The 20,091-nt window shown below is 49.1% G+C and carries 14 protein-coding genes and 1 tRNA gene; 14 read left to right on the top strand and 1 reads right to left on the bottom strand.

Translation table 11 applies throughout. The features are described 5' to 3' along the window. The first annotated feature begins 9 nt into the window (after positions 1 to 9). The 5 genes from MINF_RS09240 (at position 10) to MINF_RS09210 (ending at position 7,724) form a co-directional block, all read left to right on the top strand. Positions 10 to 267 (top strand): hypothetical protein, encoded by a 258-nt coding sequence (locus tag MINF_RS09240; RefSeq protein ID WP_012464433.1) that lies wholly within the window; start codon positions 10 to 12, stop codon positions 265 to 267. A 581-nt stretch (positions 268 to 848) separates the two neighbouring features. Further along, on the top strand, positions 849 to 2,474 hold the full coding sequence (locus MINF_RS09230) for an outer membrane beta-barrel protein (protein WP_012464431.1): 1,626 nt from the start codon (positions 849 to 851) through the stop codon (positions 2,472 to 2,474). 302 nt (positions 2,475 to 2,776) lie between these two features. Continuing rightward, entirely contained in the window at positions 2,777 to 4,390 is a 1,614-nt protein-coding gene (locus tag MINF_RS09225) for an outer membrane beta-barrel protein (RefSeq protein ID WP_238523482.1), read from the top strand. 34 nt (positions 4,391 to 4,424) lie between these two features. After that, positions 4,425 to 6,068 (top strand): outer membrane beta-barrel protein, encoded by a 1,644-nt coding sequence (locus MINF_RS09220; RefSeq protein ID WP_012464428.1) that lies wholly within the window; start codon positions 4,425 to 4,427, stop codon positions 6,066 to 6,068. Positions 6,069 to 6,503: 435 nt separating this feature from the next. Further along, a complete protein-coding gene (locus MINF_RS09210; RefSeq protein WP_012464426.1) occupies positions 6,504 to 7,724 on the top strand; it encodes an aspartate kinase in 1,221 nt (406 codons plus the stop codon). A gap of 5 nt (positions 7,725 to 7,729) precedes the next feature. Here MINF_RS09210 and MINF_RS09205 read toward each other — a convergent pair whose 3' ends face one another. Then, positions 7,730 to 8,311, bottom strand: coding sequence for a tetratricopeptide repeat protein (locus MINF_RS09205; protein ID WP_012464425.1), 582 nt, complete (start codon positions 8,309 to 8,311; stop codon positions 7,730 to 7,732). 103 nt (positions 8,312 to 8,414) lie between these two features. Here MINF_RS09205 and MINF_RS09200 point away from each other — a divergent pair. The 9 genes from MINF_RS09200 to MINF_RS09155 all read left to right on the top strand — a co-directional run bounded on the left by MINF_RS09200 (position 8,415) and on the right by MINF_RS09155 (position 19,604). Beyond that, positions 8,415 to 8,486, top strand: a tRNA-Thr gene (locus MINF_RS09200). 208 nt (positions 8,487 to 8,694) lie between these two features. After that, positions 8,695 to 9,399, top strand: coding sequence for a hypothetical protein (locus MINF_RS11505; protein ID WP_048810334.1), 705 nt, complete (start codon positions 8,695 to 8,697; stop codon positions 9,397 to 9,399). 531 nt (positions 9,400 to 9,930) lie between these two features. Further along, positions 9,931 to 10,320, top strand: coding sequence for a hypothetical protein (locus MINF_RS09190; RefSeq protein WP_148205232.1), 390 nt, complete (start codon positions 9,931 to 9,933; stop codon positions 10,318 to 10,320). A gap of 462 nt (positions 10,321 to 10,782) precedes the next feature. Then, positions 10,783 to 11,505 carry a tetratricopeptide repeat protein gene (locus MINF_RS09180; protein WP_148205231.1) on the top strand — a complete coding sequence of 241 codons (723 nt, stop codon included), beginning with the start codon at positions 10,783 to 10,785 and terminating at the stop codon, positions 11,503 to 11,505. A gap of 190 nt (positions 11,506 to 11,695) precedes the next feature. After that, on the top strand, positions 11,696 to 12,547 hold the full coding sequence (locus MINF_RS09175) for a peptidylprolyl isomerase (RefSeq protein WP_012464415.1): 852 nt from the start codon (positions 11,696 to 11,698) through the stop codon (positions 12,545 to 12,547). Beyond that, positions 12,547 to 12,939, top strand: coding sequence for a hypothetical protein (locus tag MINF_RS09170; protein WP_012464414.1), 393 nt, complete (start codon positions 12,547 to 12,549; stop codon positions 12,937 to 12,939). The genes MINF_RS09175 and MINF_RS09170 overlap by 1 nt, the downstream gene beginning before the upstream one ends. 103 nt (positions 12,940 to 13,042) lie before the next feature. Further along, on the top strand, positions 13,043 to 14,857 hold the full coding sequence (locus MINF_RS09165; RefSeq protein ID WP_048810330.1) for a hypothetical protein: 1,815 nt from the start codon (positions 13,043 to 13,045) through the stop codon (positions 14,855 to 14,857). Between the two features lie 192 nt (positions 14,858 to 15,049). After that, positions 15,050 to 17,134: a beta strand repeat-containing protein gene (locus MINF_RS09160; protein ID WP_012464410.1), complete on the top strand. Its 2,085-nt coding sequence runs from the start codon at positions 15,050 to 15,052 to the stop codon at positions 17,132 to 17,134. Positions 17,135 to 17,336: 202 nt separating this feature from the next. Next, entirely contained in the window at positions 17,337 to 19,604 is a 2,268-nt protein-coding gene (locus MINF_RS09155; RefSeq protein ID WP_012464408.1) for a hypothetical protein, read from the top strand. The last annotated feature ends 487 nt before the right edge of the window (positions 19,605 to 20,091 follow it).

The following is a 20,091-nucleotide window of genomic DNA, read 5'->3' as shown; positions in this document are numbered from 1 at the left end:
TTCTATAGTATGGGGCTCATTCCTGGAGTAGATGTCCCCTGCCGGCCCGAAGGAGGGAAAATCCCAAGGCTCTCAGCCGGTGCAATGATCCTCAAGCGGGGTATTCAAGGAAGGGTTGCTTCAATAGAAGGTATTTTCAGTGCTTTGGTAGCGGCCAACCCCCAGGTTATACCCATCCCCGGGCCCGAGTTTTCTCTCTATCCTGCCCTTTGCCCCCTTGGCATCCGCCAAAGCAAGGGAGGTCAACAGAGCCAAAAAAAAGATTAAAAGCGGCTAAATACAACGGGATTTTTTATTGAATTTCTCTTTCGTTGTTTTCTTGACGGATCAGGGAGCCGGGCTATCGAGGCGATTTTCCAGGGATAACCCCTTGGCCGGCTCAAAAAAAAGGTTTATTAATTTCTTTTTGATCTTCTTAAGCCCTTTTTTAAGTTCTTTTCTTTCCTTCTTTTATTTATCCTTTGTCCAGAAAGAATCTTATGCCGAGAAAGACTTTTTAAAGGGCTTGTCGAGGCCCTTGTCCAGGCTGAAATAAAAAAGCTTTTCCTTGGAGGATCTTGGGTGGGCATGGGCTAAAAAAAAGGCAAGCGGAGGCTTAGATCGGTTGCATCTCCAAGGCTAAACGGGAGTGGTTTTCGGCTGGGTTATAGGGGGCCTGGAGGTATAAAAACAAGCGGCCTAGATTTTTTTTTCATGCACCTAAAGAAGCCTTTAAAAAAAAGAAAAAGGTGAAAGGAAAGTCTTGGAGGACAAAAGGAAAAAAAAGAGGGTACGGGGCTGCCGGCCGGCAGCCAAGTTTGTCAAGCGGCTTTGGGGCCTGTTGAGCAGTCTAAAACGAACTAAAGACAATGGCAAGCACATTACGTCGGCTTGGGCTTAGACGGGCCGGAATCGGTCTTCTTTTATTCTTATCGGTGGTCAGTTCTTTTCTGACCGCATTAATTGGGGCCGAAGAATTTTCTCAACAAGAGCTTGAATCCCTCACCCCCCAAGAAGAGGTGTCATGCTCGGTGGACAGGGTAAAGCTGGAAAAAATCCTTGCTGAAGGAGGCATAGCGGTTCCTCCGCCTAGGCCCGCCATAAGATTAAGCGGTTACGTGGATGCCAGCTACGATTATAATTACTTTAATGCTCCTTCTTTTGGCGCCTTGCCTCTTTTTGCGGCTCAAACGTTGAGCGGACAATCTATCCTATCTCCGGCCGTTGCCGTGGCCCCCTTGCGCTATGCCGACGATGGGATTCCCGGGGGAGGATTTAATCTCAACCAGCTTAAGGTCGTTTTGGAAAAAGAACTGGCCAAGGAAAACAAGTTTGACGGCGCTTTTCGCTTTGACCTGATGCTCGGCCAGGATGCTGGACTGGGCGTTCCCGACAGCGTCGAAGGCTTGGGAACGGCTAATTCGACCACCTTTGGGCTCAACTCGAGCACGATTTTCGTCGAACAGGCTTATGCTGCGTTTCAGATTCCGGCAGGGGACGAGCACCGGGTGGAAATCCATATAGGGAAATTTGAAGCTCCCGTCGGCTTCGAGGTCCTTGAAAGGCCGGCTAACCTCAATTTTAGTTATGGGCTTTTCTTCAACAACGTCGAACCCTTCGTCCTGGTCGGAAGCCAGGTTTACTACCAGCTCAATGCTTCCTGGAGGGTCAGGGGTGGTCTTGTCGACGGCGGCTTTAACACCTCCCGCGGGGGATTTCCCTATTTTGGTTTTCTAAGCAACACGATCAACAACCTCCCTGCTTACTTGGTCACCTTTAACCTCGATTATTCCTCAAAAGACAAAAAACTCCTTAACACCTTTGCCCTACTTTACGGTTTTAACGGCACCAACCCTCCCGGTTTTGCCACCTCTCCTGCCCCATCGCTCTCTTATCCCGGTGCTTATGCCAATGGGGATATTATCCCCGGTCCTTATAACAATAACGGGACTTACATGGAGTTGAACGATTTTGGCACCTGGCTTCCTTCTTTTGTGCCCGGCGAGAGGTTGATGTTGAGTTTTGAACTGGTCGGGGGATTCTATAACCATGCCGTTGCCCCCGGTGGGATTACCGCCCTGGGTCTTGAGCAAGAAAGGCTTCTCGGGATATTTCCTCCCTTTCCTTTTGCCTCTGGTTACGATGGACCGACCAACTGGCTTGGCGTAGGGCTTTACCAGGTCTACAAGCTCAACAGCTTCACCAGCTTAAATTTCCGCGAACAATACCTGCAGGCGAGTTGGAACTCCTATCTCGAAGGATTTATTTTTCCTGCAAACATCTGGGAAACGACCCTGACGGTCCGCCTCGATCTTGCCGATAACTTGATGGTCCGAGTGGAGTGGAGGGCGGACTGGGGCGACAACGTCCTGGACTATTACCAGCCCAACCTGCTTGTTAATCCCCAAAGTATCGGGTTAAAAGGCAATGGGCTGGTGGGGTCTTCTTCGGGCCCTATCGTCTTTAGCGCCATTGAAGTGGTTTATAGCTATTAGGCTTGCGGGTTGTAGCTCAACTGTCCCAGGCTTGACACAAGAAATAGGCCCATCACCGAAGAAAGGTTTTTTTATGCTTTTTTAATACCCCATGGGTTGATGCCGCAACGGGGAGTTTCTTATAAAGGACCCTCTTTTCTTTGATTCCTTTTTAATATCCAACTCCCTTTTTTGAGTCCCTCCCCCAGTTTTCTTTCCCCTATCCTATGGCATGAAAAATGCTTTAGGAAAAAAGCCAAAAAAGATTTTCCCATTCCCAGTATAGGCAAAAGAAGTAGGGGTATTCGGGATAATTTTTATTGGTGAACACGGAAAAGAGGAGGCTTGAGGTGAAGAGATCGAGTCGATTTTTTGTCTATCTATTATTTCTTTTTCTAGGAGTGGGGGTGGGGCTTTATAGGGGTCATGGCCAGGATTCAGAACAACCCTCTCAATCTAAGAAGAAGCATGCAAAGAAAACTGACCGAGCCAATCAATCCGATACTCTTGAAGAGAAGAACAAAGAGATAGCGGAACTGGTCAAGAAGCTGGAAGACCAGGGCATACCGGTGCAGGCGAACACCAAGGGGATAGTGCTTAGCGGCTATGTTGATGCCAGCTACACCTACAATTTTATCAATGCACCGGCTTTTAACAAGGTGCCCGGTTTTGTTCCCCCACCGGGTTACGTGGGACCGACCAATACGGCGGGCTTTGCCCAGGGTTACCCGGCGATTCCGGGCAGGGAACCGGTGGATGCGATTCCCGGGGGAGGCTTTAACATGAACGCCTTCAAGCTGGCCTTGGAGAAGCCCTTGACCGAGGAGAACCGCTGGCAGGCGGGCTTTAGGGCGGACCTGATCGTAGGCCAGGACGCGGTCGTGGGGGCACCCGATGCGATTACCGGCCTTGGGGTTCCCTTTAGTTCCTGGTATTCGTTCAACACTTCCAGTTTTTGGCTTGAGCAAGCTTACGTGATTTTCCGGGCCCCTGTAGGTAACGGCTTAGACATAAAGATAGGGAAGTTTGTGGATCCGGCGGGCTACGAGGTGGTGGAGCGGCCGGTGAACCTGGATTTTACCTATGGGCTATTGTTTGCCAACCTGTTGCCGACGACGCTGACGGGGATGCAGGCGATCTACCGGTGGGATGAGCAGTGGACGAGCCGCTTTGGGATAGCCGACGGGGGGTTCAACGTTTCTCGGGGGGGAATGGAATATTTTGGTTTTCTCAACAACATGATTAACAACAGCGACGCCTACCTGCTTTTTTTGAACAGCCAGTGGGATGCGAAGGGGAAGAATGCCACCTTGAGTGCGACCTTGATGTACGGGTTTAACGGGGTCAACCCGCCGGGTTTTGGGGCTTCGCCCATAGACGGGGTAGCTCAGCCTTATGGGATAGCCCAGGGGATAAGGGGGGAGGGGCCCTTCAACCAGAACAATGCGTTTTTTCTTGGGGATGTATGGGGTTCGTGGGCGCCGAAGTTTGCGCATGACAAGCTTCTTCTGGGATTTGAGTTTACGGGGGGATTTTACAACAACAACGTGACGGTTGTGCCAGCGGCGGTGAGCGGGCTACCGGTCAACCTATCGAGCGGGCCCTCCAACTGGTATGGGGCATCGGTGCACATGAAATACCAGCTAACCGACATTATCAGCATAGCGCAGAGGGCCGACTGGGTGGAATCGGGATGGAACTCGATCCTGGCCGGGCATAATGCTCCGACCGACATATGGGCTTACACGGCAACGCTTGGGTTTGACCTGGCCGACAACTTCATGATCAGGCTTGAGTACAGGATGGACTGGGGACAAGGAGTACTCGGCTACTACGGGTTTCCTTTCCAGAACCCGACCGGGAGTCCTTCGGCTCTCTTGGGCAGTTCAACCGGCCCGGTCTATTTCGTAGGGCTTGAATTTGTCTACAGCTTTTAACTGAAAGCCAACCCGCAACCCATGGAAGGTCAAAATGCGATTCAAAAAGATAGCGTTTCTAGTTGGACTTTTATGTTTTGTTGGGTTCGGCTCTCCCGCAAGCCATGGGGGAGAGGCCGAAGGGGAAACTGGAGCTGGCCCGGAGCTGTCGGCGCAGGGTGGGGATCAAAAAGACTCTCCTGGTCCCATTACCGATCCCAAGGAAGTGGAAAAACTCAAGCAAATACTCGAAGAGGAGGGCATAGCGGCGGTCCAGGCGAATAACCCAGGCATTAAGTTAAGCGGGTATGTGGAAGCCAGCTATACCTATAATTTCATTGCCGCCCCTTCGTTTAACCAGGTTCCCCTTGTGTTTGCCAACCCGGCAACTTCAGGGCTTCATGGTCCCCCTGCCGCATCCCCTTTCGTTCCCTCCTACCCGGCACTGCCCTTGCGGTTTACCACCGATGGCATACCCGGGGGAGCCTTCAATTTTAACCAGCTAAAGGTCGCCCTGGAAAAACCCCTGACCGATGAAAACAAATGGCAGGCCGGTTTTAGAGTGGACATGATCTTTGGCCAGGATGCCGCCCTGGGCGAACCCGATGCGGTTACAGGCATCGGCAATCCTTTCAATTCGGGTATTGGCTTTAATTCCAGCGGGATTTTCCTGGAACAGGCTTACGTGCAGTTTAAAGCTCCAATAGGAGAGAAAAGCTTGGAGATCCATATCGGGCAGTTTGCTTCGCCCATAGGATTGGAAGTCATGGAAAGGCCGGCAAACTTTAACTTTTCTTATGGGATTTTGTTTAACAACTTCGAGCCCTTCACCATGGTCGGAGGCGAGGTTTTCTACAAGTTCAACGACAATTGGACGACCCGGTGGGGAGTTACCAACGGGGGTTGGAATGTCTCCCGTGCCGGCTATCCTTACTTTGGGTACACCAACAACATGATCAATAGCGGGGAAGGAGTAGTCCTCTTCAACATGTGGGATTACACCTCCAAGGATAAGCTTTTTTTGAATACCTTTGGCTATGCCTTTGCTCCCAACTCGGTCAACCCACCGGGATTTGGAACAAGTCAAAACGGAAGCTACGTGGGAGCATACGATATCGGGGGAGACATCGTTCCCTCCGCCTACAATAACAACGGGCTTTTCATGGAATTTAACGATTTTGGAACCTGGATTCCTAAATTTGTTAAAGACCAGAAACTGGAATTTGCCTACGAGTTGGTCGGCGGCTTTGCCAACAGGATCGGCCCCGCGGGCATTGCCCAACTTGGGCCCGCAACACAAACCGCTTTGTCGATATTCCCCAGAAACTACCCTCTCTATGGCTTTGAAGGATCGACGAGTTTCTTGGGCATATCAATCTACCAGATTTACAAGTTTAACAAGGTTTTCAGCATGGCCTGGAGAGAGCAGTACGACCATGCGAACCGCAACCAGATCTTTTCCGACATGCTTTTCCCGATGGATATTTACAGTGTCACGGTAGACTGGAGGTTTGACCTGGCCGATAACTTCATGATCCGCATAGAAAATCGAGCCGATTACGGCAAAGGATTCATGAACTGGTACTACCCGGCGGCCGGTATAGCTCCCGCAGCCGTGGGACTCAACGGCAACGGGCTTGCCCAGCCCTCGAGCGGTCCCTTTTGGTTCGTAGCGGTGGATGTCGTTTACAGTTATTAAGGATTGGATAGGGGAGGATAAAAATAAAAGAAGTTTTAAAAAAAATCTTTAAAAAAATTTTGAACGGGAAACGGGGTAGAATCGTTTAAAAAATAGATAAAAGAATTTGTTTCCTCCTCCTCTAGGATACAACTTGAAAAGGGCAGCTTGGCTTGCTGCCCTTCTTTATTTAAAAAGCCATTTTCTTTCGAGGACGATTTTTTTTTGAACAAATAGAAAACTTGCCGAGTATCAATATATGAATAACCTCTAAATGATCGTTTTCCTCCTCTGACGATTCCCGGCCCGGGCGGCACATGAATGTGTGCCGCCCTTTTTCTTTGATCTTTACAATAATCTCCATGATCGATGCAATAGTTTTTAAGTCTAAATTTGCAATTTTTTAACCTTTTGTTATAATATTGGCTTTTATAAATAAAGGGAAAAGAAGAGGAAATGGCTCTCTTTGTTCAAAAATATGGAGGAACTTCCGTAGGGAGCGTGGAGCGGATAAAAAAAGTGGCCGAACGCATTGCCGACTTTTACAGGCAGGGACACGACTTGGTCGTGGTGGTTTCGGCGATGTCGGGAGTCACCGACCAGCTTTTGCAGCTCGCTTCTCAACTTCATCCGGAACCTTCGGAAAGAGAAATTGATGTCCTCCTTTCTACCGGGGAGCAAACCACCATAGCCCTTTTGTCGATCGCCCTGCATGCTTTAAAAATTCCCGCCGTCTCCTTGACGGGAGCACAGGCGGGCATTATTACCGACGCTCGGCATACGAGGGCAAAGATTCTCAATATCAGTCCCAAAAAGATCAAGGACCTGCTCCGAGGGCGCAACGTGGTGGTTGTAGCCGGTTTTCAAGGACAAAACGTTGAAGGTCATATTACTACCCTTGGCAGGGGAGGCTCGGATCTTACGGCCATAGCTATAGCCGCCGTGATCCATGCCCAGTGCTGCCAGATCTATACGGACGTAGAAGGGGTATATACGGCGGATCCCCGGATCGTCCCTGGGGCTCGAAAAATTGAAGAAATTAGCTATGATGAGCTGTTGGAAATGGCGGCTTCGGGTTCGAAGGTCATGCAGGCAAGGTCGGTGGAATTTGCCAAGAAATTCAAGGTGCCTTTTGAGGTGCGTTCAAGTTTTACGAACGCCCCGGGGACCATAGTCAAAGAAGAGGTGCGTGCGATGGAAAAAGTGGTGGTGAGGGCTGTGAGTTTGGAGCCCGATCAGGCGAAGGTGACGATTCTGGGCGTTCCTGACAAACCCGGAATCGCGGCGAAAGTCTTCAGCAGGATTGCCGAAGCGGAGATCAACGTGGACATGATCGTTCAAAACATTTCCGATCATGGGCTGACCGATATTACTTTTACCGTGCACAAGAGCTTGCTCAAGAAAGCCATGGTGGCCTTGGACCCTATCGTGACTGAAATTGGAGCAAGAGAGGTGAGGGCTACGGAAGGGGTTGCCAAGCTGTCCGTGGTGGGTATAGGGATGCGTTCCCACAGCGGGGTTGCCGCCCTTCTTTTTTCTGCATTGGCCGAAGCGGGAATCAACGTCCAGATGATCTCTACAAGTGAAATCAAAATAGCGGTGATCATCGATGAAGCCGTGGGGAAAAAAGCGGCCCAGGTCGTTCATGATGCCTTCAAGCTGGACCAGCTTTTATGAACCGCTTAGGAGGAGGGAATCATTTCAAGAAGCATCTGGGCTTGATTGGCAAAGGGACTGGTGGAATTTTGCGAGAGAAATTTTTCCAAGAGTTCTTTTGCCGGGGCATATTCCTTTTTCTGGATCCGAAGCTGGGCAATTCTGAGCGTGGCCACCGTGTTGTATGAAGAACTCTCTTTTTTTTCTAGTATCCTGCGGTAAAGGTTAAGAGCTTCGGCTATTTTGCCTTGGCTTTCCAAGCATTCCCCGGCTCCGAGCAAAGCCCCGGCTTCCAAGGGGTGGCCGGCAAAATGATCGATAAAGAACTGGTAGGTCGATAAAGCTTCGGAAATCGCTCTTTTTTCAAAGAAGCTGTCGGCGCACTCCAAAATCCAAACGGCGGTTTGCTTGTGGGAAAGATGCTCTTTGGCGATTTTTAGTTTTTCCTCGGTTGACTTCGCTTCGTCGTAGTCCAGGATGATTTTTGCCCACTCCGCCTGGGAACGATCAACCATGATCCGGTAAGCAAGGAGCCCAAAGGAAAAAAGAAGAAATAAACTAACCGTTCCAACAAGGACAAGGGTACCGGTAGAAATTTTCCCTTTCATTTTTTCTTTATGATAGGCTGGAAAGAAAAGAAGAAAACAATAAAAAAGAATTTTTCTTTTTTCTTAAAAAAAAATAACCTTTTAGGAGGCCGAAGGGTTTTGCGCCGCTTTAGCTCAGGGGTAGAGCAACGCTTTCGTAAAGCGTGGGTCGTGGGTTCGAATCCCACAAGCGGCTCATCTAGGCCGACGTCTCAAAGAATTCTTTTTTTCTTTTTTTTAACCCATACCGCTTGGTTGCCTGGGGCTCTACATTTTCATCCTCTTTTCCGGGCGGTGGAGATTGAGTTTTTTTCTCTTTTAGCTCTACTAAGCTTACCGGCTCGGTAATTTTTAGCTCGGTAATTTTTATAGTGAATTGGCTTTTTCTGTGCTATGAATGAGTCATGGAATGGACCCAAACCCTGACCATTATCGCTTCCTTGTCGGGAATCTTTTTCTACCTTTTTAGGCATCTAGAAAGAAGGATAGAGGATCTGAGAGAAGACATGGGCGGGAGGTTTGCCGAGCAAAACAAGAGGATGGAAGAGCTGGGTAAGAGGATGGAAGACTTGAGGGCGGACATGAACGGGAGGTTTGCCGAGCAAGGCAAGAGGATAGAAGATCTAAGGACGGATATGAACGGGAGGTTTGCCGAGCAAGGCAAGAGGATAGAAGATCTAAGGACGGATATGAACGGGAGGTTTGCCGAGCAAGGCAAGAGGATAGAAGATCTAAAGGCGGACATGAACGGGAGGTTTGCCGAGCAAGGCAAGAGGATAGAAGATTTAAGGGCGGACATGGACGGGAGGTTTGTCGAGCAAGGCAAGAGGATAGAAGATTTAAGGGCGGACATGGACGGGAGGTTTGTCGAACAAGGCAAGAGGATAGAAGATCTAAGGACGGATATGAACGGGAGGTTTGCCGAGCAAGGCAAGAGGATAGAAGATCTAAGGGCGGACATGGACGGGAGGTTTGTCGAACAAGGCAAGAGGATAGAAGATCTAAGGGCGGACATGAAACTGGACTTTGAGATGGAAAGCAAAAGGATAGAGCTGATCGAGAAAATCCTGGCCAAGGCGATGCGGATCGATCCCCAAGCCCTTTCTTGATTTTTTATCCCGCACCTCGCCTGTAAAAAAGCTTATCTAGCCGACTGTTCGATTGCCATGAACGGTAAGGTATTGATGCATTGGCAGGGAAAGGAAGGAGAGTCCTCCCCTTTTCTTTTTTTTTCATTGTAATGGGAGGCTCTTGGGGCATGGAGAGGGCAAATAGATTGGTTTAGGATGGATTTTTTTTTTATGCCTGGTTGATCCGTGGTATCGAACAAGAAAGTGGGGTCCATGGGGAGGAGAGGTCAAAGCCGGGACAGAGATCAAGCAAGTTTCATCGCAAGCCGGTTGGCTTTCATGACAAAAAGATCGACGGGGAAAGCTAAAATGGATATAATAACGAGCAAGAAAGCCAAAGAGAACGCGGGGAAAGTCTAAGGCTTGCGGGGATAAAAAAAGGGGAGGGCTTGCTTTATTTTGTAGGAAGTGGGCCAGGAGGGACGTTCTCCCCCCCCAAGGGAAAAAAAAGCCAATGGCTTTCCTTGGAAGTCTAACTTTGGACTTTTGACTGAACCTGTGGACAATGTTATGAAAGGAGCGAAACTAAAGAAAATCATTCTCTGCGGGTGGATGGCGGCCGGTCTTTTGTGGGGGATGAAACCGGCACTTTACGGTGGAACTTTTACTACGGGATTCGTGGGCAACCAGTTTTTCTGGTTTAACCAGGAAGGGAACACGACTATAGGAAACATCGGCAACTCTCCCTTTTATGCGTTCGAGAACGGTAATGGCTTTACCGTCGGATCGATCGGCAACCAGCCCTTTTGGTTTAACCAGGTGGGCAACGTGGGGGTAGGGAGCATAGGAAATGAGCCCATCTTTGAATACCAACTCCAGTCCCCGCAACCGGATCCAGTTGGCTCTCAAGGCGAGCTTGCCCCCGCTACTTCCGGGATGGATTTTGAGGATGGGGATTAACCAAGCCCAGGGATAACCGGATGACGAAAAAAGAGGCTGCGGGCTATGCCCTCTTGTAGCCCTTGCTTAGATAAACAAGCATTTAGCAACGGGCTTGGAACCGTCCAAGGCTATTGAGCTTGCCTCAACGGCCAGTTGGAAGCAATCCCTTCATTCCCTCTTCTTTTGGATAATCCGGTTCGGATCCTCTCCTGGATCTGCTAGGCTGGGGAAAAGGGAGAGTTCAGGAGGAAGATCGCCGCAAGGGAGGGGATCTTGTTGCCGGAGTAATATCACAGGGTAAGCCCCGGTAAAGAAACGGCCAAAAAATGCTTCTTAAAGATGAAAGAAAGGCCCGAGCTCAAAGGAAGAGCCCAGGGGAGATCTCTCCTTTCTCGGCTCGATTTTTTAGAACTAAAAAAGGGCTTTGGGATAAGGCCGTTTTAGGGTATATTGAGCTTCCCTTTAGGCTTCAATATCTCCATGAAGAAAGAACGGTTTTTATCCCTTTTTATTTTTTGCTTGTCCTTGAGCCTCCTTCAAGCCCAACCACCGGGATCAAGTGGCCCCTTTAAGCCCAAGGAGAGGAGGGCTCCTTCTCTTGGGGCTCTTGAAAAAAAGAACCTCGCCAAGCTTCTCGTCGGCCGGGCAAGGCAGCGGTTGGAAGAAAAGGAGTGGAAAAAAGCCTACGGGTTACTAAAAAAAGCGCAAAGCCTGGATCCTAAAAACGGAGAAATCTACAGGCTTTTGGGAGACAGCTACGTGCTTTGCCAAAACCGCAGGAAAGCCCTCTTGGCTTACCGCCAAGCGGTCAAAGTCGATCCTACGTCCGCCGAAAACTGGATGGCCTTGGGCCTTGAAGAAGAACACCTGAACATGGCCAAGCGAGCTTTGGAAAGCTTTAAAGAGGCTACCCTTCTTAGCCCCACGGCCCAATCCTGGTATCACCTCGGGCTGGCTTACATGAACTTAAACCGTTTTAATGAAGCGCTCTATCCCTTGGAAAAAGCCGCTCACCTTGATCCTGGACTTATCGAGGCCCGCCATACTTTAGGCCTCTGTTACGAAAAGTTGGGCAAAAAAGAAGCCGCCCACCAGGCTTTCAGCAAGGCTTACCTCCTCAACCCCACCAATGCCACCCTCCAGCAGAACATCGCAAGGATCACCAAAAGCCCTGCACAACCCCCCTCTAAAGATAAACCTTGAAAAGGGCTAGCCGAGAAAAGATAGCGAGGCCTTTAGTTGACGGCCTTTTCAAGCCTTTCTTTCCTCTCCAAGAGTTGAATAAATCCCATGGGACGAAAGCCAAAGCGATCCTTTCTAACCGATATCCAGCCTAAAAAACCCTGACATCACTCCCCTTTTTTTCTTGAAGTTCCATTCTTTTAAGTGCATCATGAAAGTTCCAAGTTCCATGAAGATTTTTTCTTTCCAGTTCTTTTTAGCCTTTCTCTTTTTTTTGGGTTTTGGACTTAAAGAGCTTTATTCCCAAGGGGACCTGGTTGAATCCGACCAGCTCCTTGCGATCGTTAACGGGGTAGAAATAAGGAAGTCCTACGTGCTGGCAGAGCTTAAGAAAGCCGGGATCGTTAAGCCCGATTCCCAGGCTATCCAGAATGCGCTGGCCAGCCTCGTCCAACAGGAAATCCTCTATCAGGAGGCGATGAAGCTCGAAATGGAAAAGAGCAAGGAGCTCTTGAGGGCCCAGGAAGAATTTAACCGAAAGGCCCTTACCGAGCTGGTCGTCCAGAAAAAAATAAGGAGCCAGCCCCCCTCCGAAGGGGAACTGCGGCTGCGTTACAGCCAGCTTTTAAAATCCTTGCCCAAGGAAGAATACAAGATCAGGCATATCGTACTACCCACCCGCAGGAAAGCCCTCGAAGTCATGGAAAGGTTAAAAAAAGGAGAAAATTTTTCCTTGCTTGCTATGGAATCCTTGGAAAAACAGACGGCTGACCGGGGAGGGGAACTCGGCTGGCAAAACAAGGCAACCCTTGTGCTTTCAGCCTATTCCTTGATCCAAAAACTGAAACCCGGCCAGGTCGGGGGGCCAATCCTTTCTTCGATGGGGTGGGAACTGATCGAGCTTCTTGCGGTAAGGCCCTTGAGGGTGCCTTCCTATGAAGAACTCAAGCCGCAGTTAATCCAGCAGATCGAGCAGGAAAACTTGAAAAAATACGTCCAGGAACTTATCGCTTCAAGCCGGGTCCAAATTTTCCCCTTGAACGTTTCTTCAACAACCCCATAATGGCTTCCCTCATGCGCTCTTTTTACTTGCTCATTCTCTTGTTTTTTTATGGTTGTGCCCAGCAGGAATCCGTCCGCGTCAAGCGGTTGACGACCGAGGCTTATAGCCCGAGCCGTTACGTGGAAATCTTGAACAAGGCTCCCAAGAGAAGGTACCTGAAGATAGCCGAATTGGACATCCGCGGGGCCGAGGGCAGTCCCAAGACCGAGCTGGTCGGGGCATTAAGCCAAAAGGCGAGGGAACTGGGAGCGGAAGCTTTGATTTTGGAAGATCGCTCGGTTCCCATCGGTAATCCCTTTATTATGAACACCTCCGGGGGGATGTACGATACCAACTTAAACCGCTACATTCCCGCCTACCACGCGGTGGCCATCCGGTACATGGAAGAATAAGCTTTTAGCTAAAAAAAAAGCTTTGAGAATCGAAAAGCTTGCCCTTTTAAAAAAAAAAGAGGTTGAAAACAAGGAAGTCAGTCTTTATCACTGATGCTTTCTCATGAGGTTTTTATTAACAATAGCCCTGTTTTGCTTTCTTTTGACTTTCTTTTCTTTTGCCGGCCAAGAAGGAGAGAACCCCCAGGAGGGTTCAAGCCCCAAGGATTCCCCGGAAACTTCCCTGCCCCCTTCTTCCGAAAGCTTGGGTTATTCTTCCCGGCAGGAAGATCAACAACCCGAAGTCCCTCCCGTTAACCTCCCCGGGGAAAAACATGCGGTCAGTATTCTCAACCAAAAGGAGCTTAAAGCCAAGCCAGTCATCGTCTCTACTCCAACCTATACCTACATCGTGACGGGCAACACCCTGCTTTCCCAAGGAACGATAAAGAAAGCCCTCAAGAAAGCGGTTGGCCCGGAAGATGCCTTGAACAGGCTTAAGATGCTTTACCAGCAAAAGGGTTACTTCCTTGTGACTGTCAGGGCTTATACCGAGGATAAGCAGGTGGAACTCGAGGTGATCGAGGGTAGGATCAGTGCCATCCATGCCGAAAAGCCGCTCGATCTTTTTTATTACGGGATCAAGAACAGGCCCGATGTTCAGACTTCGGACGTGATCCGGGACAACATTAATGCCGAAAACTATGCCCGAAGGCAGCAGGAACAGCCCAAGATCCATTTTGAGCCGGGTCAAGATTACGCTACCTCCGAGATGTTCGTCGAATCCCAACCCGTTCAAACCTTTACTCCCAACGTGCTCGATGAAGCCAAGCCGTGGGACACCTCCGTGATGTTCGGCAACTACGGGACCCGTTTTGTCTCCCGTTACCTGACCGATCTTGTCGTGGGCTATAGGCCGGGGTATGGGTTGCAAATCACGGGGGATCTTTCCGAGGGATTGACCGGCTTTGATACCTACAGTAACGGGGGGATCTATTACGCGGGGACCTTCGGCCTTTCCTGGGCCAATCCCTACGGGGTATACGGGGTGATGTACAGGCAGATGCATTTCCAGGAAGGACCCAATGCCCTGGGGCTTTTTAACATCCCGGGGATGACACCTGAACTAGCCACTTTGCTCGCCTCGGGGAGCACGGGAGATCTCCGTTACTGGCAGTTTTACGGTCAGCAGGTAGCTTACGCCAGTGAATCGATCCGGTGGGGTTTCGATGAATACCTGGCTTTCACCAATTTCCAGGATTTTTTTATCTTTCAACACCTCTATGCCCAGGATTACAATTCTTTCCAGGTGGGTTCGACCTATACCCAGAATTTTATCGCCTTTGGCAGGCCAGCCCACTGGGACGGGGGCATTCACGCCGTCCATTCCTATGCCCACGGCGGTTTCCAGATATTAAATCAAGACGTAAACAGCCTTCCCGGTGCGCCCAACCCCTACTTTACCTACTTCAAGTTCAACGCCGATTACGTCCAGGGACTTCCCTACGGGATGAACTTCATGGTCTCGGGATACGGGCAGGTTTCTGAAAATACCCTGCCCATCATGGACATGTGGATCTTGGGAGGGATGGGAAACCTCTCGGCCTGGTACCCGGCCGTGCTATTCGGGGATACCGGTTTTATCGGCCGAAGCGTGCTTTACTCCCCCACTTGGAACTTGGGGGGCTTTACGATCAATGCCTCGGGTTACACCGAATTTGGGGGAAGCCGGTTTAATTTCATGCCCAAGGGGGCAGTGGCCGCCTGGCAATACCTGGGTGATGTGGGGGTAAGTGTCGATATAGTCCACCGCTACGGGACGACGATCAGCGCTTATGCGGCTTTCCCCGTGATGTCGATTAACGTGCCGGTTGACCAAAGAAATTACGCCACGGGGGGGAGGGCGGCCATTCTTTTTGTCCTGCGTCAGAATTTTTGAAGGGATCGGGATGGAAAGAAGAAATTTTTAAAGAAATTTTAAGTTTTTAGGTTGACAGCAGATTGTAAAAAACATAAAAAAGGGCGCACAAAGAAAAAAAAGATAAAATTTTCTTTGACAAGAGAAACGAAAAGTTGATTAAATAACCGCACATTTAGAGAAAAACAAAGCGAAATAGGAGGAAACGATACCGTGAAAAGGAAATTCTTAAGGAAATTATATAAAGCGATTCTTTTATTGGCGGCGGGCCTTTGGATCGGGTTGGGAGCAAAAGGATGGGCTTTCCCTGGAGCGGGACAATTACCGGGAAATGGGACGATAGCGACGGGTTCAGCAACCTATTCAAACAGCACACCTCCGACCGGTTTTATCAATGCGGCTACGCTCAGTATTTCTGGCAATACGGCGATATTGTGGGGGTCCAGTGGGGGGACATTGAATGTTACAGGTTCTGGTCCAGGATTTAATGTTGGATCAGCAGCTCAGTTGTTTGTTTCTGGATCTGGAGCACTCCTTAATGTGGATACGACGGGGAGTCCTTCCTACATTATGGGGACTATAAGTGCTTCTGGGATTCCCGTTTACGTGGCCAACGGCAGTGGGATTATCGTGGGCAGCGGGGCATCGATTACTGCCGGGGGGGTAGGACTTTTGGGTTATGATCTCTCTAGCCAGGCTTCTGCGTTTTCTGGAACGGTCAGCGTGACGCCATCCATGACCACGGGAGGGGCGGTAACCATCCAGTCCGGAGCTTCTAAGATTACCGTAGGTACTGGAAATACCATTTTAGTGGCCGCTCCTTCGGTGAACGTGGGTGTTGCAACTCCTACTTCTTTTTCGGGAATGACCTTTTTGGATATTCTTTCGGGTTATTCGGTCACGGGCTACAATGTAGCTAGTGGGTCAGTTTCTGGAGGACCATCGCCTATTCCTGGAACATCCGGGTCGATCACTTTGAGTGGCCCAACTTCTGGGTTTTTTACGAATCCAGCTAGTTCCTTTTTATATTCCTCGGGGAGTATTACGACCAATGGGAACTTGGTTTTGTCTGGGGTTTCTGCCCAGTGGGGAACGGGTAATCCCTCCAATCTTGCGGCGAGTAACTTTACCAACAACGGGACGATTACGGGGGACTTTTCTTCATCCGCTCTTTTGTCAGGTTCTTTAGTGAATAATGGGTCTATCATTGCCTCTGCTTCCAATATCAGTATAACTGTTGGAGGAAGTATCACCAATAATAGTGGGGCAACGATTGGATCAACAGGGTTTAATGTATCTTTGGATGCTGCCGGTGGTGGTATAAATAACATGGGAACGATTACGGCAAATACGAGTGTTACTCTTACGGCGTCCAATCCCAACCACCTCGGTCCTTACCCGGCGGGCTCAATATCCAACACGGGGACTATCAGTATAACGAGTAGTTCTAGCTCCAATACCTTGGATGTTGTTAGTTCGACCGGTTCGATATTCTTAGGGGGCACGGTCAGTTTGGCTAATGGGACCGATCCTTCATCAACTGCTCATTTTAGGACGGCTACAACAGGGACAGTTTTTATGAATACCCCTCTGACCGTGTATACTACAAACTTTGATATAGGCAATCTCACGGGATCGGGGGTATTGACTTCGGCAGTAGTGAACTTTCATGATGTAGTTGGGAATGTCAGAAATGTAGTGAGCAACCAGGCGATCCAGAACGGATTCCATATTGCCAATGGACCCTTTAGTCTGACAACGATAACGATTGACAACGATGATGCCGTAGCTCCCCAGATTATTAACCTGGCAATTAATGGGAATGCGGTGATTCAGACCCATGATACCTCAACCTTTATCAATAGCGTATTCCCACTTGGATTATCCAATGCTGAAGCTTATTCTGGGGGGAACCTGTTGGTGAACGCCACGGGGAACTTGACGGTTAAGGGGGGAACGCCGATAGATCATGCCTTAAGTACTGACATTCTTGGGTTCGGTTCTGCCTTTATATTCCCCGGAGGGATAGCATTGAAAGCAGGGGGAACTTTAACAGTTAATGCGCCGATCGACAACGGGTATACAGCCGTGGCAGGACCTAATTTCCAGGGTATATTCTTGGCAGCACCAACGATTATAGTCAATGCGCCAATGGTAACCAGTGGGAATACTTTTGTGCACACTTCTGTCAGCGTCCCGGTTGCGGTGTATAGTGCTGCTAATTCACTCTTATTCCCGAGTTATTATAACGCAAATCTTACACCGGGTAAGCTTGTCGTCAGTCCCTTCCCCTTTTAAGGAAGGCGTAAGCAGGCTGGTTTAAAGAAAAAAGGGAGGCTTTTTAAGCCTCCCTTTTTTTTTATCGTTATAACCGGGTTTTTTGTTGACCGGGTCTCTCTTTTTGAAGAAATGAAAATTTTCTTTGACAAGGGAAACGAAAAGTTGATTAAATAACCGCACATTTAGAGAAAAACAAAGTGAAAAAAGAGGAAACGATACCGTGAAAAGGAAAATCTTAAGGAAATTATATAAAGCGATTCTTTTGTTAGCGGCGGGCCTTTGGATCGGGTTGGGAACGAAAACTTGGGCGTTGCCGGGGGTAGGACAATTGCCTGGACATGGGATTGTTGCCAGTGGAACGGTAAATTCTTATACTAATGTAGCACCACCAGCAGGGTTTTCAAATGCAGCAACTCTTAATGTGTCAGGGAACACGGCGATCTTGTGGGGGTCTAGTGGGGGGACATTGAATGTTACAGGTTCTGGTCCAGGATTTAATGTGGGTCAAGGTGCTAAATTATTTGTTAGCCAGACTGGGTCGGCTTCACTTCTGAATGTGGATACGACGGGAAATCCTTCGTATATTATGGGAAGTATTCAGAGTACCGGAGGTTACTTTTTCCCAATATATATTGCTAATGGAAGTGGAGTTGTTGTTGGTCCAAATGCGAGCATTACATTTCCTGGTGGAATCGGGATTTTAGGTTATGATCTATCAAGCCAAGCTTCTGGATTTAGTGTAAGTGGATCAGTGAGTGTAGCGCCCACGACCGCCGGTTCTTCAGTGACCATCCAATCTGGAGCCACTCTAAATGCTACCGAAAGTGCCCTTCTCATCGCGGCACCAACGGTGAACGTGGGTATCGCTACGCCAACATCGCTTTTGGGGACTTTTGGTCATCACCCTGTGAGTATTCTTTCGGGATATTCATTCACCGGTTACTATGCTTACTATGGAACTTTTACTACTGGGCCGACTCCAATTTCGAATGCTACTTCGGGAGCTACGGCAGGTTCGATAACTCTTTCTGGGCCTTCATCTGGATCCTTTACTTTTCCCATCGGCTCTTTCCTTCTCTCCTCGGGAAGTATTACGACAAGCGGCAAGCTCGTTCTTCCCGGTGGAGGGGATATCCAGTGGGGGTTAGGCTACGGCAACTTGGGGATGTGGCAGGGTTGGCTCTACAATTACGGGACGATTACCTTTTCCCAGCTCTTAAGTCCCCAGACGGTGGGTTTCCATGGATCCCTTTCTAATTGGGGAACGATACTGGGTAATCCTTCGTTAACACTACCCGGAGTGGTAATCTGGGTAACGGGAAGTATCATCAATAACAGCGGGGCTATCATGAACGGTGGGGGGACCAACGTGCATCTGTGGGCCCAGCAGGGGGCGTTGATCAACAAGGGGACGATCTCGGGCTATGATTTTGTCGATCTCTTTGCCCAGAATCCCGGGGGGTTGAACAGCCAGTATCCCTTGGGCAGCGTGTATAACAGTGGGGTGATCAACATTACCAGTCCTACCGCTTCGACCGATAGTTTTACCAATCCGGGTAATCTGTCCATAAGTCTCTTTGCTCCCCTTTATCCTCACCAGTTGACGGCTGTTCCCAATATAAACTTATGGGCTTCCAGTGCCACGGGGAACGTCTTTTTCGTGACGGGGGGAGCGGTGAATACTGCTGATCCCGGCGGGTTGCATGCCGCGGCCCTTTCTGCGGCGAGCTTTCCCTTGTCGACGTTCTACTTGAATATCCCGATTACTTCTCAGATCGTGAGTTTCAAGGGGGGCAATCTCACGGGAGGAGGAGTGTTAACCACGGAGGAGTTTCACCTGACGACGGCCGGGGATGTGAGAAATGTGGTGAGTAGCCAGGCGATACTGAACGGGTTTCATATCGCCAACGGGAACTTTGGGAATACAACGATTACTCTGAATTTGGATGGGGTAGTGCCGCAGATCATCAACCTTGCTGTCAATGGCGATGCTTCGATCAATTCGGGTGGGACCTCGACATTTTTACACTCTGTGTTCTCCCCTCCAGTCGGTTTAACCAATCCGGTACCTAACGAGGGAGGAAACCTGTTGGTGAACGCCTCGGGGAACTTGACGGTTACGCAAATTAATGGATTTTTGCCATTACACAAAGCTTTAAGTACCAATATTCTTCATCTAGGACCTTCCTTTATATTCCCCGGAGGGATAGCACTGAAAGCAGGGGGAACTTTATCAGTTAATGTGCCGATCGACAACGGGTATACGGCTGTCGCGGGTCCGAACTTCCAGGGGATATTCCTTTCGGCGCCATCGATCAGCGTGGCGGCTCCTTTTGTGACGAGTGGGAATACTGTGGTCCATACCTCTCTACCCATTCCCCCGGTTACGGTGTATGATGTTACGGCTGTCTCGCCCTTGTTTCCGACCATTTATACTGCGAATCCTAGTCCGGGTAAGCTTGTCGTCAGTCCCTTCCCCTTCCAATGATGGAGAAAGCAGGCTGGTTTAAAGAACAAGGAGGGCTTTTTGTTAGTCTCCCTTTTTTTAGCAATAAAATTGTGTTTTTTTGTTAACCGGGTCTTTCATCTTGGAGTAAAAATATTACAATAATTTATATTCATGCTGAAACAATCTCTTCAACTTGGGTTCGGATTATTCTGGGCATTATTTCTTGGAAATTCTTTTAATCCTGTTTGAGGAATGGATCCTTTTCCTCTAAATGATCGGCTAAAAAAGGTGCGTTTAATCCTCATGATGGGAAAGAAAAGTGGGCTACCCTAACGGTCTTACAGCCCATGGTTATTCCCTGGCAAACTTTGGGGGTTGCTTAAAAAAAGGGAATTAAATAACCGTTCAAAAACAACATTCAAAAGCAAGAAACGATGGCTTGAAAAGGAAATTATTCTTAAAGGAACTTTACCCGGTAGCTCATTTGTTGGAAGTGAGTACTTGGATAGGAGTGGGAGCAAAATGC

Origin of the sequence: Methylacidiphilum infernorum V4, from assembly GCF_000019665.1 — a bacterium.
In the GTDB taxonomy this organism is placed as follows: domain Bacteria; phylum Verrucomicrobiota; class Verrucomicrobiia; order Methylacidiphilales; family Methylacidiphilaceae; genus Methylacidiphilum; species Methylacidiphilum infernorum.
Note: the sequence above shows the minus strand (reverse complement) of the source record. Positions and strands in the feature narration are given on the sequence as shown.

Coding starts and splice junctions, on each gene's coding strand:
- MINF_RS09240 (WP_012464433.1), top strand. CDS start 10: ATGGGGCTCATTCCTGGAGTAGATGTCCCCTGCCGGCCCGAAGGAGGG.
- MINF_RS09230 (WP_012464431.1), top strand. CDS start 849: ATGGCAAGCACATTACGTCGGCTTGGGCTTAGACGGGCCGGAATCGGT.
- MINF_RS09220 (WP_012464428.1), top strand. CDS start 4,425: ATGCGATTCAAAAAGATAGCGTTTCTAGTTGGACTTTTATGTTTTGTT.
- MINF_RS09210 (WP_012464426.1), top strand. CDS start 6,504: ATGGCTCTCTTTGTTCAAAAATATGGAGGAACTTCCGTAGGGAGCGTG.
- MINF_RS09205 (WP_012464425.1), bottom strand. CDS start 8,311: ATGAAAGGGAAAATTTCTACCGGTACCCTTGTCCTTGTTGGAACGGTT.
- MINF_RS11505 (WP_048810334.1), top strand. CDS start 8,695: ATGGAATGGACCCAAACCCTGACCATTATCGCTTCCTTGTCGGGAATC.
- MINF_RS09190 (WP_148205232.1), top strand. CDS start 9,931: ATGAAAGGAGCGAAACTAAAGAAAATCATTCTCTGCGGGTGGATGGCG.
- MINF_RS09180 (WP_148205231.1), top strand. CDS start 10,783: ATGAAGAAAGAACGGTTTTTATCCCTTTTTATTTTTTGCTTGTCCTTG.
- MINF_RS09175 (WP_012464415.1), top strand. CDS start 11,696: ATGAAAGTTCCAAGTTCCATGAAGATTTTTTCTTTCCAGTTCTTTTTA.
- MINF_RS09170 (WP_012464414.1), top strand. CDS start 12,547: ATGGCTTCCCTCATGCGCTCTTTTTACTTGCTCATTCTCTTGTTTTTT.
- MINF_RS09165 (WP_048810330.1), top strand. CDS start 13,043: ATGAGGTTTTTATTAACAATAGCCCTGTTTTGCTTTCTTTTGACTTTC.